Here is a 14,806-nt window from a genome sequence, read left to right on the forward strand (position 1 = left end):
TTCACAGTGATCAGCAGAAGACAGTTCCAGTTGGGACTTGGCACGGCATTGATAGCGACGGCTTTGACCATCCGGCCAAGAGCGATGCGCGCATCGATCGCCGATCAACAGTTCATCGATGAGATCAAGCGCCTGGAGCGCGAAAGCGGCGGCCGGCTCGGCGTCTGCATCCTCGATTCCGCGACGGGTACCCGTCATGTCCACCGGGGCGATGAGCGCTTTCCGATGTGCAGCACGTTCAAGGCCCTCGCAGCCGCGGCGATCCTGGCGCGGGTGGATTCCGGCAGCGAGCAGTTGACGCGGCGTATCACCTACGACCCGTCTGCACTCGTCACCTACTCACCCGTAACTGAAAAGCACCTGAGCGACGGCATGACGGTCGCGGAGATCTGCGAAGCGGCGGTAACGCTGAGTGACAATACGGCTGCTAATCTCTTGCTCGCGGCCCTTGGCGGTCCTTCGGGATTGACGACCTTCATACGGAGCCTCGGTGATCAACTCACGCGCCTGGACCGGAATGAGCCCTCGCTCAACGAAGCCTTGCCCGATGATCCGCGCGATACGACGACGCCGAATGCGATGGCCTCGACTTTGCAAACCCTCATTCTCGGAACCAAGGCGCTATCGGCCCAATCGCGTGATCAGCTGACGGCGTGGTTGATCGCCAACAAAACTGGCGACACGCGGCTACGTGCCGGCTTTGCGAAGGACTGGCGTATCGGCGACAAGACCGGCACCGGCGCCCGTGGTACCAACAACGACGTTGCCGTGGTCTGGCCGCCCAACAAGGCACCCGTCGTGATCACTGCCTATTTGACGGGAGCCACCGTTTCATCCGCCCAGCAGAATGCCGCTATCGCGTCGGTCGCGCGGGCGGTGTCGACGATGCTGTCCGGGTAGGTGCGGCATGCAGCCCGCTACGACCGGCTCGTTTGCAGCAGCCATTTGCCTGTGCCTCGCGGCGCCCGCTCCATCAATCGCATCAGACGATCCATTCGCCGGCAGGCCTGCATTTTCCGAAGCCGAACAGCCTGTGCAGACGCCAGCCGAATGCAGCGATGTCAGGCGGATGGCGGATGGCCTTCCTGAGCCCGGCTACCGGATCGATCTCGCGGTGGCCGGCAGCCTCACGGCGGTGCAGACAGATAGCGTGTTGTGGTATCTCGTAATGTGCTCGTCGCCGGATATCAGGATCATGTGCGTGACTTACGAGTCCAACGGCATGGCGGTCGGCGACCGGGTCATCGTCAAGGGCGGCTATCGACGGCTCGACGCCAACCATGTCCAGCTGGATCCCTGCCTCGCCAACAGACCGGAGCAGTGACCGCTGATGCCACGGCCTGGTCACCCCCTGTCAGGATCGCACGGGACCCAACTAATTGTTCGGCGGAAGCTCGGCCGGGTTGTTGTTCTGCTTGCCGGTGTTGAATTCCATAATCTTCCGCGTCACGCCCGGAAAGATCGCCGAAATCGGATTGACCCGCAGCACTGGCTGGCTTGGTGTGCCCACCACCTCATAGGTCACGCCGATCAAACCCTCGTTGTTGCCGTTGCCGAGGAGCAGCCCGACGACCGGAATCTGGCCGAACATGTTGTTCAATCCGTACATCGGAACGAAGGTGCCGCTCATGCGAACCTGATTGGCGACCGTATCGATGCTGCCTTCAATGGTCGCGCCAATCATCGGTCCCTTCACGACACCATCGCGGATCGATAGCTGTCCGTTCTGCCGGGTGAACTCGGCGCGCAGTGCCGAGAAGGAGACGCCGCTCTGAGTGCCGGTGGAATTGCCCGCCGCAACACGGTCGAGTGAAGCTTCACCCCTGATGGAGAAGCTGCGCACATTGATCAGACCTTCCTTGGCGCTGGGTTCGACCGTCGGTGGCTCCAAGTAGAGTTCGAGCTGTCCGCCAACCACCTTGGAGTACATGTCCGTGAACCGGAAGAATGCGCCGGCGTCGTTGGTCTGCAGCGCAATGATGTCCCGGCCCTGCCCCTGCCCACGAAGACGCAAATCCGCCGTCACAGGCGTGGCGTCGCGCCCGAGCTTGCCGGAAAGCGAGAAATTTCTGACGATACCATTGCGGCGAGAGAACTTGCTGTCGACGCTGCGCAGCGCCTCGCCACTGAAGCCAGCGACTGCACCGAGCTTGACGTCGATGTCGAGATCGATGTTCCTCGACTTGCTCTTGGGGTCGTCCCTGCCTGAGATTGCCGATTTGAGGAAGCCGCGGCCGTCGAAGACGTCGCCGCGCATCGTAACCTTGACAACACCATCAGCGCCGCGCTCGGCTTTCAAGGTGGTCCTGTCGCCGTCCGACGGCGAATAGACCGGGAAGTTCGCCATCATCAGGTCGCCGTTCTGGTCGACCTCGAGCGACCCCTTGATCGACGCGCCGCCGCCTTCCACCACGATGTCCTGGAACAGCGTCGACTGCTCCTTCTTCACGACGTTGAACGTCGCCTTGCCGGACTTTCCGGGCACCTTGACCCAGCCCGGCAGGATGTTGTCGAGCCGCAGCGAGGTCAGGTCCGCCTCGATGCCGACGCGGCTGTCATTCTCGCCGATCTTGCCGACCACCTTGATCGGAATCGAGCCGCTCACGGCAGACCCGAGATCGATCCCGAGGCGTGCGCGGCTGGCATCATCCAGCGTCGCCTGCAAGCGGATATCGGCGTCGCCTTCATTCGGCTTGCGATAGTCGAGCGAAGCCGGCTGCCCGTTGATCTTGACGTCGCCCTTGACCTGGTAGCCGGCATTGTTGGCCAGCACCTTCAGCGCGTTGGCCTCCAGTTTCTGGTTCATCACCAGCTTGTCGGCGGCAAATCCGCTGAGGTCGCCGATCACCGTATAGGTGGTATCGGCCTTGGTCATCGAGCCCTTGACCGGCATGCCGAGCGTGATGGTGGCGGCGACCGTCCCCTTGCTGGCGTTCGGATCGACCAGCGTGCCCGAGAGATCGCTGATGCGGTCGGAGGCCAGAATCTCGGCGGCTGCCGGCACCGGACAATCCACCCTGAACCTGACCTTCGACGGCGACGGCTTCGGTGCCATATCCGGCACCTCGAAGCTGAAATCTGAAATGTTGATCTTGCGGCCGGCGGGCGTGTCGGCAATGCCCTGCCCGATCGTCACCGTGGCGGTGCGCCCGGTCACACGCGCTTTCAAATCCGCATCACGGACGGCGGGCATGCCGTCGACCGGGCGAACCGTGACGCCCGACGCAACGATATTGACGGCGAGGCCATCATCCGGAATTGGCGGTCCCTTGCGCGGCAGGTTGCGCACCGGCGAATTGACGCCGACCTCGATACGCTGAAGCGTACCCTTCTCGATCCGCTCGATCACCCATTCGCGCACTTCGGGCACGATCAGGATCGGCCAGATCCGCTTCAGCGCCGAAGCCGACATCGGCGTGCCCGCGAAGCCGAGCTGGAGGCGCGCCTCGTTCGCATAATCGATGCTGCCGGTTCCGGCGATGCCGATCTCGCCGTTGCTGATGTCGGCCTGGGTCAACGTCACGCGCTTGCGGTCGGTGTCGAACTTCATCCCGATCGCGATGCGATTGAAGATCAGCGGCGGTTCGTTGTCGGTGCCGGCCAGGAGAATCGTGCCGCCGCTCAGGCCGGCTTGCCACTCGGTGGTGGCGCCGTTCGGCGGCTCGAGATGGCCGAGCAGCGTGATCCGGTTCGCGCCGGAAACGACCTTGAAGGGCGCAACCAGCACACGCCGTCCGGCATCCCATTCGACGCTCATTTCCGCCGAATCGATCGGCATCGGATAATCAGGCGTATCGCTGTCGATGAGGTGCCCGGCACCCGCCGTGACCTTGCCGCGCAAATAGGTCGGCACGCCGTCGCGGCCCAGCTCGCCTTTCAGCTCGCCGGAGAGCGGCAGCTCCGCGCTGTAGGTGAGATCCTTGACGCGCATCGCGAGCAGGATGTTGGCGGCCGGCACCTTGTCGGCGCGCAGATCAACCGAGCGCACGCCGTTCTGCGGCGGCCCGACCACGATCTTGAGCGACCACGGGCGCGCGCCCTCCTCGCCAAGGCTCACCGCGACACCGCCGCCGCTCGGCCGGCGCATGCTGAGACTGATGTTGTCAAACGTCCATTTGTTGCCGCGCTGCTGGTCGTCGACGACGAGATTGCCGTTCTTGAGGCCGATCTCGTTCAGATTCTGCCCGTCTAGGCCGGTCAGGCTGAGGCTGTCGAGCCAGTCGAGGCCCGCCAGCAACCCGCTCTGCGCCGTATCCGGCGCTGTCGCCGCCGCGCCGGGCGCCGGCAGTTGGCGCGGGAAGGTCGGCGCCAGGCCGGCATCGCGCTTGGAGGCAACGCCGGTTGCCAAGGGTTTGGCCGTATCGCCGGTGGACACTGTCACCTGACCATCCGGTGTAATGCGCACCGAGAGTTCGGCATCGACAAGATTGAGGCTTTCGGCGCGCAGCCGGCCCATCAACAGCGCCGTGCCCGACAGCTTCACCTCGGCCTTCGGCGCCGTCGCAACGACAACCTGGTCGCGGTCGCGCACCACGATGTCACGGATGCGCACCGCAATCCGGATTCGCCCGGCGCGCTCGATCTGCGTGCCGCCGACTGCAACCGTATTGCCGTGGCCGATATTTTCCTCGATCGCGGCCGCCAGCCAGGGCGTCGCCACATCGAGATTGATGGGGCCGGCGCCGAGCCGCCACCACAGGCCGCCAAAGCAGCCGGCGAAGATCACCACCAGCACGGCGATCACGATCGCGACGCGCTTGACCCAGCGCTCGCCGCTCAGCCAGAGCTGCAGCGCCGAGAAGCGGTCACCGACGCGGTGCAATTTGGAATCGGAGCGCGACAGCAGCCGCCGCGCACGATGGCCCGCCGCCTCTTCCTGCTCCCAGCCCGCCGTGTCATCCCATTGCTGGGCCTCGGCACGCGGATTCGACCCGTTTGGCGAAGTATTCCTAGCCATTGCCTCTCGGTGCCGGCGCTGAGGTTGATCGCCGCCAAGGGCGCGCCCATCGATTCGTATCGAGCGCTCCTGTGCCGGCATCGCTGCCAATCCTCGATTATTACTGTTACTCGTGGTCGGGCCCAAGGACTGATTAGGCGGCCCCATCGACGAGCGGACGGGTGTAGCGTCGAATTCCTTGGTACCATACTCCGGGGTCATCAAACGTGCCCGGCAGCCGGAGCGAATCCGGCGGTCAAAGGCGAGACCCGCAATACCCCAATGGTTGATCTGCGGAAAGCGACGAAAGGAAGGCGTATGTCCAAGAAAACGCGCACGAAATCCTCCAAGCCATCCCCCAAAAGCCACACGGCATCCGCCCGCAAACCAGCCGCAGCCAAGACCGCCCGCAAGACCAGCCACCCTGGCGCGGCGGCATCAGCCAAAAAGCCTGCCGCCAAGGCAGCCAAGGCGGTGAAACCCGCCGCCAAGAAGACCGTCAAAAAACCGCCCAAGGTGACCAAATCGGCGGCCAAAGCTGCATCATCCAAATCGTCGCATAAGCCGACACCTAAACAGTTAATAAAATCCAACCTTTCGGCCCCGGCCGAGGCTAGTGGAACTGGATTGGCCGAAGGCGCCATGGCACCAGCCTTCAGCCTGCCGCGCGACGGCGGCGGCAACGTGTCATTGGCCGACTATGCCGGCAAGAAACTGGTGCTGTTCTTCTACCCCCGGGCCGATACACCCGGCTGCACCCGGGAGGCGATCGACTTCACGCGGCTCGACCGTGCCTTTGCCGATGCGGGAGCCGTGGTGCTCGGCATCTCCGCCGACACCGTAAAGGCCCAGGAATCGTTCCGCGACAAGCATGAGCTGTCCGTTCCTCTGATCTCGGATCAGCAGCATGAAATGCTGGAGGCCTTCGGGGCCTGGGGCGAAAAATCGATGTATGGCAGGACTTTTATGGGCATTATTCGAACGACCGTGCTGATCGGCGCCGACGGACGCATCGCCAGGATCTGGCGCAATGTGCGGGTCGATGGCCACGCCGACGAGGTGCTGGAAGCCGTCCGCGCCCTATGATTTGACCGGTTCCCTTTCCCAAAAATTAACCATGAGAAGGTCAAATCGGCCCCGCAAATCAGCCGTCCGGAACGTCTCCGACCGGCGCGGGAGTGCCGATGTCGTACCGTTCCGGTCACCATTCTGATCACCACCATCCTCAGGATTACGGCCGAACGCCGCCGCGGCGTCCCGCACCTCAGGCGGCCCGAGCCGCCACGTTGGACGCGGACGGCTACACCATTGCCCACGCCGGCAAGCAGGTCCGTCTCGGCCCCGTCGTATTCTGGATCGTGGTCGGCACGATCGTGCTGCTCGGCATGTGGTCGGCGGCGACTGCGACCTATTTTGCGTTTCGCGATGACGTGCTGACCCGGCTGATCGCCCGTCAGGCCGAGATGCAATACGCCTATGAGGACCGCATCGCGGAACTGCGCGCCAAGGTCGACCGGACCACCAGCCGCCAGTTGCTCGATCAGGAACAGTTCGACCAGAAGCTCGACCAAATCATGCGCCGCCAGACCGCACTCGAATCGCGCGCCACCGCGCTCGGCGCGATTCCAGATGCCGCAGCCACCGGCTCGATACGTCCGCCGGCGCGCGGGGCGGCGGTGGAGACGCCTGCCTCCGGCACCCTAAAGCCCTCCCCGATCAGTGACACCGTGATCTTCGTGGCGCCACCGGATCGTGAAGCACGGCTGGAATCGCGTTCGCCCGTCATCGTCAAGCCGCAGCCGAATCAATTTGCCAAGGTTCAGGGTGTCGACAACGTGCTAGTCCGCCTGCAGACGTCGCTTGATACTGTCGAGCGTCGGCAGATGGCAGCGCTGAGCGCGGTCGAGGACGGCATGGAATCGCGGGTCCGCCGGATGCGCGGCGTGTTCAGCGATCTCGGCCTCGACATGGCGCAACTCGAGGCGGCGACGCCGCGCTCGGCGATCGGCGGCCCATTCGTGCCGGTGAAACTCTCGGCCGATGCCGGTGCGTTCGAGCGCCAGCTCCACCGGATCAACATCCAGCGCTTCCAGATGCAGCGCCTCAACGCCACGCTGGCGCTGGTGCCGTACCGCAAGCCAGTGGTCGGCGAGGTCGAATTCACCTCGGGTTTCGGTGTTCGCAGCGATCCTTTCCTCGGTCGCCCCGCCATGCACACCGGTCTCGATTTCCGCGCCGCTACCGGCGATCCGGTGCGCGTTACCGCCAACGGCAAGGTGGTCTCATCGGGATGGCAGGGCGGCTACGGCCGCATGGTGGAGGTCGACCACGGCAACGGGCTGTCGACCCGCTACGGCCATCTGTCGGAAATTCACGTCAGGGTCGGCGACGTGGTCAAGATCGGTCAGGTGATCGGCGCCGTCGGCTCGACCGGTCGTTCCACCGGCCCGCATCTGCACTATGAAACACGGATCGATGGCGATGCCGTCGACCCGCAGAAGTTCTTGCGCGCGGGCGTAAGGCTCAGCGCAGGCTGACATCGCGCCCATCGGAACTCGCGCTTTACGCCCGTGCCGGCAGAATTTTTTTCTGCCGCATGTCGGCCCGCGTGCAGGCCGGACGTCCTCGTGACATAGACTGAGCCTACTCAAGCCCATCCCGCGACCCCTCCGCTCAGTAATGGAGAAGATAACGTCATGTCCCAAGGCAATACCGTTCGTCTGCACCGCGTCCTCGCCACCAAACCCGAAAAGGTCTTTCGCGCCTTCCTCGATGCCGACGCCATGGCCAAGTGGCTGCCGCCCTACGGCTTCACCTGCAAGGTTCATCATTTCGAGGGAAAGGTCGGCGGCACATTCAAGATGTCGTTCACGAATTTCACCACGAACACGGGCCACTCGTTCGGCGGCGAATATCTGGAGATCGTGCCCAACGAACGTATCCGCTACACCGATCGCTTTGACGATCCCAATCTGCCTGGGGTCATCGAGGTCACCGTGATCCTGAAAGCGGTTTCGGTCGGAACCGAAATCCACATCGAACAGTCGAACCTGCCGGCGGCAATCCCGGTCGAAGCCTGCTATCTCGGCTGGCAACAGTCGCTCGCCCAGCTCGCGCTGCTCGTCGAGCCGAACATTCCGGGATAGCCGGCCCAGAGGAGAGGCACCACCGCATGGTGCCCCTCCTCTTTAATGCCCGACCTCGCCGGTGATGATGTCGCCGAACACCTCCCACGCTTCCCCGTTGAACTTCATCAACTGCATCTGCTCAATCGGGAAGAAGTCGTTCGCCGACGTGTTGACCTTGATGCCCGGCAGCAGCACCTCGCTGGTGAAATCCTTCAGGCTGGCGGCCTGCTTCATGACGTTCTCGCGCGTGAGGTTGTCGCCGCACTGCTTGAGCACCTGAACCATGGTCTGCGCCGTCGCATAGCCATAGATATTGTTGACGTTGGTCTTGTCGCCGTCGGGAAAGTATTTGTCCATGAAGGCGAGCCAGGCCTTGATGCCGGGATCGTCCTTCCACAACGGATCGGTCGGGTCCTTCAGATAGGCGGTTGAGATGATGCCCTTCGAATTATCGAGGCCGGCCGGCTTGAGCACCGCCGCGACGGAGGTCGAGACGTTGCCGATGAAGAACACCGGCTTCCAGCCGAGTTCCGCGACCTTGCGGATCGCCTGCGCCGCGCCCTTGGGCGCCGCCCAGGTCATCATGATGTCGGCGCCGGAATCCTTCAGCGCAACGATCTGCGAATCGATGGTGGGGTCGGAGACCTCGTAGGACTTGTCAGCGATTATCATGCTAGCCTTGGCGCCGAGGCCGTCGCGCAAGCCTTTCATCTGGTCCTTGCCGGCATCGTCATTCTGCCAGAGCGCCGCGATCTTGCCGTTCGGGTAATTCTTGAGGATATAGGCGGCATAGATGCGGCCCTCGCTCTGGTAGTTCGGCTGCCAGCCCATGGTCCACGGAAAGTTCTGCGGATCGCCCCATTTGGTCGCGCCGGTCGCGACAAAGAGCTGCGGCACCTTCCTGGCATTCATGTATTTCTGGATCGCGGAATTGGACTGCGTGCCGAGCGGCTGGAAGATCAGGAGCACCTCGTCGCTCTCGACGAGCTTGCGCGCCTGCTCGACCGCTTTCGGTGGGCTGAACGCGTCGTCATAGCTGATGAAATTGATCTTGCGGCCGTTGATGCCGCCCTCGGCATTGATCTTGTTGAAATAGGCCGCCTGCGCCTTGCCGATCGTGCCGTAGGCCGAAGCCGGGCCGCTATAGGGCATGATGTTGCCGATCTTGATTTCAGTGTCGTTGGCGCCGGGATCGTATTTCTTCTGGGCGTTCGCCGTGGTGGCGATCGCCGCGGCCACAGCGAACGCCGTCAGGGCAACAAGGTTTCTCATGCGAACCGGCATCGTTTTCTCCCCATCGTTTCTTTTCTGACCAAGTTTTGTTTCGACGAACTCTCGCAAGCTGCTTCAACGCTTGCAAGCATGTGCTTATTCCGCACGACGAAACGGGATTGTTGGCGAGCGCCAATTGTGGTTGATGCACCCTGGCGCCATCGGCCGGCGCGGTTGCAGGGCCCAGAGGTTGGACAGGGTTGAAACAGAACTTACGAATTGGTCCGCGGCATCCAAGGCTTGCGGCCGCAGGCTTCCGCTTCGCGCGCTGGCTCGCGGCGAAAACCATGGGCGCCGCAGGATTTCACCAACTCGGCTCTGCTTTCGCCGACGCGCGGATCGCGCGTGTGCGCGAAAAACTGGCGCGCGGTGAAACCGTCTATCTCGCCGGCCTCGGCGCGCCCGGTACGCATAATTCAGGCCTGGCGCTGGTCGAGGTGACGCAGGCGCATGGGCCGCGCCTGATCGTCAACAATGAGGAAGAACGCTTTTCCGGCAACAAGCACACGACGGAGTATCCAAAAAAGTCGATCGACGCGGCGGTCGCAACGCTGCGGAACATGGGCCGCGACATCGGCGATATCGACGCCTGGCTCACGAGCTGGGATTATCCGACGCTTGCCGGCACCCTGGCGCGCTCGGTGCTCGAGGAACTGCCGCAGAGTTTCAAGCTCGTGCGTACCACCGAGGCCGCCGGTTTCGACGGCCGCCGTCTTGACCAGATGACGCGGACGCCAAAGATCCTCGCGCGCCAGCTCGGACTTGCCGAGCGGGTGCCGCTGATCTGCCTGCCGCATCACGACAACCATGCCTGGTTTTCCTATGCGGCCTCGCCGTTTGCCGATGACGGCGCGCCGACGGCGATCGCGGTGCTCGACGGCACCGGCGACCAGGGCTCGATCTCGCTCTATGTCGTCGAGCGCGGCGCGATGCGCCGGCTCTACTGCAACGACAGCATGTTCGATTCACTCGGCGCGTTCTACAGCGTGATCTCCTCGACACAGGGCGGCTGGACCTGGCTGTCCTGCGAGGGCCGCTACATGGGCGCCGCCGCCTGGGGCGACATGGATCGCGCCAGCAATCCCTATTATACGCGGTTGCGCGACGTGCTGCATTTCGGCAGCAATGGCGAGGTCAAGCTCAATCGCGCGCTGGCAAACTGGTACTGCGATCCCTTCGAGCATCCCTACAAGCAGGCGCTGACCGACATCCTCGGCGAACCGCTCAGGCCGGAGCAGCTCTGGAATCCCGATGCGGTGCTGCGTGTCGAAGACATCCATCACCGGCCCGACACCAAGGACCGGCTCGACAAGGCCGCGGCGACGCAGCTGGTGTTCGAGGACGCCATGATCCATGTCATCGATCACCTGTTACGCACGACCGGCGCAAACCGGCTGGTGCTGACCGGCGGCGTTGCGCTGAACGCCGTCGGCAATATGCGGCTGCTCGAACATTTCGATGAGGCGTGGTTTGCGGAGGCGCAGCAGCGCAAGGCACGCCTGCAATTATGGGTGCCGCCGGTGCCCGGCGATCCCGGCGTCACCATCGGCGCGGCCTTTCTATTGGCGCATCTGGCCGGCGCCCCGCGCGGCGCGCCGATGACGCACGCATTTTACTGCGGCACGGCGCCCTTGCAGGCCGATATTGCCGGCGCGGTTGACGACGACGATGTCGCCTCGGAGCTGATCGGCGATATCTCGACAGCCGAGGGCCTTCAGGCCGTCGCCGACCTGATGGCGTTCATGGTGGCGCAAAACGGCGTGATCGCACTCTATCAGGGCGCGGCAGAAACCGGTCCCCGTGCGCTCGGCCACCGCTCGATCCTCGCCAACCCCTGTGACCCCGCAGCGCGAGAGCGGCTCAATGAGCGCGTCAAATACCGCGAGGCCATTCGTCCATTGGCGCCGATGGCGACGCTGGAGGCTGCGCAGGAATATTTCGAGCTGCTGTCCGGCGCCTCCGATGGCGACTACAACGCCTATAATTACATGGTGCTCACGGCGCATTCGAAGCCGCATGCCCTGGAAAAAATCCCGGCCGTCATCCATGCCGACGGCACCGGCCGCATCCAGATCGTGCGCGCCGGCGACGATCCTCTCACCTACGCCTATCTGAAGGCGCTCGGCCGCCACATCGGCGTCGAATTATCCGTCAACACGTCGTTCAATGTTGCCGGTCCGATCGCGCAGACGCCGCAGCAGGCCATCGACACGCTGCGCCGCTCCAAGGGCCTTGATGTCGTGGTGCTGGTGGCCGCCGACGGCACGGTCACCGCGGCCTGGCACGGCGGCGAGCGCGACAGCGGCAGGTTCACAAACTGGCTGGCCGACTGGAAGACGACATCGGCTTCCAGCCGGCCTGCGCGATAATTCGCTATTCAGAGATCGACGCGTTCGCTCGCCACCGACTTGCGTTCCGCCATGTTGAACCGGCCGCTATAGATCGGGCGCTCGCCGGTCGTCGGACCCGGATACTGGACGATGAATATCTCGCCGCCGGTTTCGGTGCGGAATTCACCCTCGAAGTGCGGGTCGGGATGGAACAGCACCGTTCCCGGACCGTGCGGCGTCCCGTCGATTGAAAACTCGCCTTTCAGGATATGCCAGACCTGCGCGAAGCCATGATAGTGCTCGGGATGGTATGCGCCGGGCTCGAGCCGCAGGATTCCCGCGTTCGGTTCGGTCGGACCTTCCGGCCGCGGATGAAACAGCATTTTGCCTGTTTCACCCGGCCAGCGGATCGTCTCCCATTCGACGTCGTCGAAGTGACGCGTCTCGTATGGCCTGTGGTCCCTGCGCGAGGCTTCGCGCGCGGTCGTTAACTCCGCATTGGCGGCCGCCGTATCGGGAATTTCCTTGCTGCTGACGTTCATTTCGCTCTCCCTTTTGCCGTTCCTTCCCGTTCGCTTTTCTTGCCCGCAAGTTTGCTCCACCACTCGACCGCGATGGCCGACTGATTTTCGATCGCGGTCACCATGAGCAGCCGCGCGCTGCCTGAGCCACGCGCCCACGCCATATGCGGCACGTCTGAACGCAAATGAATCGAATCGCCGCGCTCCAGCGCGATGGTTTCCTCGCCCACTTGGAATTCGACGCTGCCTTCGAGGACGAAACACATTTCTTCGCCGGGATGCGCGACCAGCGTCGGCTTGCGCGGCTTTGCCGACAGTTCGAGCAGGAAGGTTTCCAGCCGCTGCTCGCCGATGCCGGACGCGAGCTTGCGCCAGGCATAATTGGCGTCAGCATCCTTCGATGGAACGGCATCGCTTGACCGCACCACGCGATAGGCGCGCGTTCGGTCCTCGCCTTCGATGTCGGCAAACAATTCGGCCGGCGGCAGTTGAAGGACACCGGCAATTTCCAGGAGATTGCCGATCGAACACGCGATCAATCCGCGCTCGATCCGCGAGAGAAACGTCACGGACAGCCCGACCGTGCCGGCGAGTTCATCTAGCGTCAAACCGCGCGCCGAACGCGCCCTGCGAATGACCGCCCCAATCCCGGCAAGGCGCGCTGCCTCGCGGGCGCGCCGGCCAGCTTCTGACGAAACCACGCCGCTCTCCCTTTTGCTTATATGGCAAATCTTATTGCTATATAGGCAAATGTCAAGGCGCGAATAGCTAGCGTTGAAAGACCTTCAGTCCACGGCCATCGATCAGCAGCAGCGCGCTGCCGATCACCAGCGCGCCCATGATCTCGCGCGGCGAAATCTGCTCACCGAGCACGAGCGCGCCAAGCAGGATGGCCGTGACAGGCACCAGCAGCGTCACCAGCATGACGTTGGTGGCGCCGGAGCGCCGCAGGATCTGGAAGAACACGATATAGGCCAGCGCCGTCGACAGCGCGGCAAGGCCGAGCACGGCGAGCCACGTCACCATGCCCGGCATCGGCAATTGCCAGGGACGCTCGAAAAGGCCGGCGACGACGGCCATCATCAGGCTCGATGCCATCAGTTGAAACGTGGCGGTGGCAAGCGGCGGCGACTTCGATAACCCGCGCCGGGCGATCAGCGCGGAGATGCCATAGCTCAGCGCGGCCGCAAGACAGAGCAGGATGCCGAGCCCCTGCCCGCTGGAAAAGCCGAGCCCGCCGCCGCGAAGGATCACGACGCCAACAAGGCCTGTGATCACGCCAAGCACACGCCTGCCGATGAGCTTTTCCTCGCCCGCCGCCGCCATCACTGCCACCGTGAACAGCGGCGTGGTGGCATTGAGGATCGAAGCCAGCCCGCTCGGGATATAGGTCTGGCCGACCACGATCAGCGAGAACGGCAGCACATTGTTGAACAAGGCGATGAGAAAGAACGGCCGCCAGCCGATCCATCCCTTCGGAAACGCCAACCGCTGCACGTAAAGCACCGGCAGCAGGATCATGGCGGCGAGCGCTACGCGCAACAGCACGAGCGTGAACGGCGGCAGCTCGCGCAGCACCACCCCATTGAAGAAGAACGATCCGCCCCAGAGGATCGACAATGCCGCGAGCAACACCCAGTCGCGGGCGTCGATCCGGCCATCGCTGACTGTCATTTCGCAGAAACCCGGTGAAATCACGCAACCGCTAGGCCGAACGCTCCTCGCCGTCCACCCGATTTCCGAAGACTATTTCGGCTGCGACACGATCTCGATCATCTTGCCTTCGTCATCGTCGGGCGCGCTTGCCTTCGCTTTCTCGTAGGCGGCAAGCGCGGCGCGGCTGACGGGCACGCCGGGCAGCAGCGTTTCGGCCAGCCTCACGGCATAGGCCGCGTCCTTGTAGCGGAGCGCAGCCGTGAAGGACGCGCCGGAGAAGTCGCGCGCCACCATGCGCTTTGAGTGGCGGATCACCTGCGGCGACGCCACCGCGCCGGTCGAGAGTGCTTCCGCCACCAGATTCATGTCGAGCCCGGCCTGCTCGGCCATCGCGACGCCCTCGGCGAGGCTCGCGATCTGCACTGCGCCCATCAAATTGTTGATCAGCTTGAAGACCGTGCCGGTGCCGACAGCGCCGAAATGCCTGATGGCGTCGCCGATCGGCGCGAGAAAAGGCTTTGCCTTGTCGAGGTCGGCTGCGTCGGCGCCGACGAGCAGAGTCAGCTTGCCCGCAGCAGCCGCCTGCGGCAGGCCGGTGACGGGACAATCGATATAGACGAGTCCGCGTCCGCGCAGCTCGCGCGCCATATGAAGCGCGTGCTGGTGCGATACGGTCGAACACTCGATCGCGAGGCTGCCCGCCTTCATCTTAGCGACGGCGCCGTTCTCGCCAAGCCAGACGGCGCTTGAAGCCTCATCGTCGGCGACCATGGTGACGACGGCCTCAGCGCCGTCGGCCGCCTCGGCCGGCGACGCCGCCCAGCGCCCGCCGCGCGCGATCAAATCTTCGGCCTTGGCCTTGCTGCGATTCCAGACGGCGACTTCAAAGCCGGCATCGAGATAGCGGCCGGCCATGCCATGACCCATGCGGCCGAGCCCGATGAAGCCGACCTTTGCCATCGG

The 14,806-nt window shown here is 63.7% G+C and carries 12 protein-coding genes; 6 read left to right on the plus strand and 6 right to left on the minus strand.

The genetic code is table 11. The features are described from left to right. Nucleotides 1-84 precede the first annotated feature (84 nt). Nucleotides 85-900 (plus strand): class A beta-lactamase, encoded by an 816-nt coding sequence (gene bla, locus QA643_RS21560; protein WP_283027914.1) that lies wholly within the window; start codon nt 85-87, stop codon nt 898-900. Nucleotides 901-1,033: 133 nt separating this feature from the next. Then, a complete protein-coding gene (locus QA643_RS21565) occupies nt 1,034-1,324 on the plus strand; it encodes a hypothetical protein (protein ID WP_283027915.1) in 291 nt (96 codons plus the stop codon). Nucleotides 1,325-1,375: 51 nt separating this feature from the next. On the opposite strand, the gene QA643_RS21570 is transcribed toward QA643_RS21565, so the two are convergent. Next, on the minus strand, nt 1,376-5,038 hold the full coding sequence (locus tag QA643_RS21570) for a DUF3971 domain-containing protein (protein ID WP_283027916.1): 3,663 nt from the start codon (nt 5,036-5,038) through the stop codon (nt 1,376-1,378). Nucleotides 5,039-5,254: 216 nt separating this feature from the next. On the opposite strand from QA643_RS21570, the gene QA643_RS21575 reads away from it, so the two are divergent. The 3 genes from QA643_RS21575 to QA643_RS21585 all read left to right on the plus strand — a co-directional run bounded on the left by QA643_RS21575 (nt 5,255) and on the right by QA643_RS21585 (nt 8,082). Then, complete coding sequence (locus QA643_RS21575; protein WP_283027917.1) at nt 5,255-6,022, plus strand: peroxiredoxin; 768 nt, start codon at nt 5,255-5,257, stop codon at nt 6,020-6,022. 98 nt (nt 6,023-6,120) lie between these two features. Then, nucleotides 6,121-7,473 carry a M23 family metallopeptidase gene (locus QA643_RS21580; RefSeq protein WP_283027918.1) on the plus strand — a complete coding sequence of 451 codons (1,353 nt, stop codon included), beginning with the start codon at nt 6,121-6,123 and terminating at the stop codon, nt 7,471-7,473. 159 nt (nt 7,474-7,632) lie between these two features. Continuing rightward, nucleotides 7,633-8,082 carry an SRPBCC family protein gene (locus QA643_RS21585; RefSeq protein WP_283027919.1) on the plus strand — a complete coding sequence of 150 codons (450 nt, stop codon included), beginning with the start codon at nt 7,633-7,635 and terminating at the stop codon, nt 8,080-8,082. 42 nt (nt 8,083-8,124) lie between these two features. Here the strand turns inward: QA643_RS21585 and QA643_RS21590 are convergent, their stop codons facing one another. After that, the gene (locus QA643_RS21590) at nt 8,125-9,348 is read right to left on the minus strand and encodes an ABC transporter substrate-binding protein (protein ID WP_283027920.1); all 1,224 of its coding nucleotides are present in this window, start codon (nt 9,346-9,348) and stop codon (nt 8,125-8,127) included. 275 nt (nt 9,349-9,623) lie between these two features. On the opposite strand from QA643_RS21590, the gene QA643_RS21595 reads away from it, so the two are divergent. Then, nucleotides 9,624-11,705: a carbamoyltransferase C-terminal domain-containing protein gene (locus tag QA643_RS21595; RefSeq protein WP_283027921.1), complete on the plus strand. Its 2,082-nt coding sequence runs from the start codon at nt 9,624-9,626 to the stop codon at nt 11,703-11,705. Between the two features lie 8 nt (nt 11,706-11,713). Here the strand turns inward: QA643_RS21595 and QA643_RS21600 are convergent, their stop codons facing one another. From QA643_RS21600 to QA643_RS21615, 4 genes are all read right to left on the minus strand, one after another. Continuing rightward, nucleotides 11,714-12,208, minus strand: a complete 495-nt coding sequence (locus QA643_RS21600) for a hypothetical protein (RefSeq protein WP_283027922.1) — start codon at nt 12,206-12,208, stop codon at nt 11,714-11,716. Further along, nucleotides 12,205-12,888, minus strand: coding sequence for an XRE family transcriptional regulator (locus QA643_RS21605; RefSeq protein ID WP_283027923.1), 684 nt, complete (start codon nt 12,886-12,888; stop codon nt 12,205-12,207). The genes QA643_RS21600 and QA643_RS21605 overlap by 4 nt, the downstream gene beginning before the upstream one ends. Before the next feature lie 67 nt (nt 12,889-12,955). Then, nucleotides 12,956-13,861, minus strand: a complete 906-nt coding sequence (locus tag QA643_RS21610) for a DMT family transporter (protein WP_283027924.1) — start codon at nt 13,859-13,861, stop codon at nt 12,956-12,958. A gap of 72 nt (nt 13,862-13,933) precedes the next feature. After that, nucleotides 13,934-14,803 carry an NAD(P)-dependent oxidoreductase gene (locus tag QA643_RS21615; protein ID WP_283027925.1) on the minus strand — a complete coding sequence of 290 codons (870 nt, stop codon included), beginning with the start codon at nt 14,801-14,803 and terminating at the stop codon, nt 13,934-13,936. Between the last annotated feature and the right edge of the window lie 3 nt (nt 14,804-14,806).

Origin of the sequence: Bradyrhizobium sp. CB3481 (assembly GCF_029714305.1) — a bacterium.
In the GTDB taxonomy this organism is placed as follows: domain Bacteria; phylum Pseudomonadota; class Alphaproteobacteria; order Rhizobiales; family Xanthobacteraceae; genus Bradyrhizobium.

Coding starts and splice junctions, on each gene's coding strand:
- bla (WP_283027914.1), top strand. CDS start 85: ATGCGCGCATCGATCGCCGATCAACAGTTCATCGATGAGATCAAGCGC.
- QA643_RS21570 (WP_283027916.1), bottom strand. CDS start 5,038: ATGCCGGCACAGGAGCGCTCGATACGAATCGATGGGCGCGCCCTTGGC.
- QA643_RS21575 (WP_283027917.1), top strand. CDS start 5,255: ATGTCCAAGAAAACGCGCACGAAATCCTCCAAGCCATCCCCCAAAAGC.
- QA643_RS21580 (WP_283027918.1), top strand. CDS start 6,121: ATGTCGTACCGTTCCGGTCACCATTCTGATCACCACCATCCTCAGGAT.
- QA643_RS21585 (WP_283027919.1), top strand. CDS start 7,633: ATGTCCCAAGGCAATACCGTTCGTCTGCACCGCGTCCTCGCCACCAAA.
- QA643_RS21590 (WP_283027920.1), bottom strand. CDS start 9,348: ATGCCGGTTCGCATGAGAAACCTTGTTGCCCTGACGGCGTTCGCTGTG.
- QA643_RS21595 (WP_283027921.1), top strand. CDS start 9,624: ATGGGCGCCGCAGGATTTCACCAACTCGGCTCTGCTTTCGCCGACGCG.
- QA643_RS21600 (WP_283027922.1), bottom strand. CDS start 12,208: ATGAACGTCAGCAGCAAGGAAATTCCCGATACGGCGGCCGCCAATGCG.
- QA643_RS21610 (WP_283027924.1), bottom strand. CDS start 13,861: ATGACAGTCAGCGATGGCCGGATCGACGCCCGCGACTGGGTGTTGCTC.
- QA643_RS21615 (WP_283027925.1), bottom strand. CDS start 14,803: ATGGCAAAGGTCGGCTTCATCGGGCTCGGCCGCATGGGTCATGGCATG.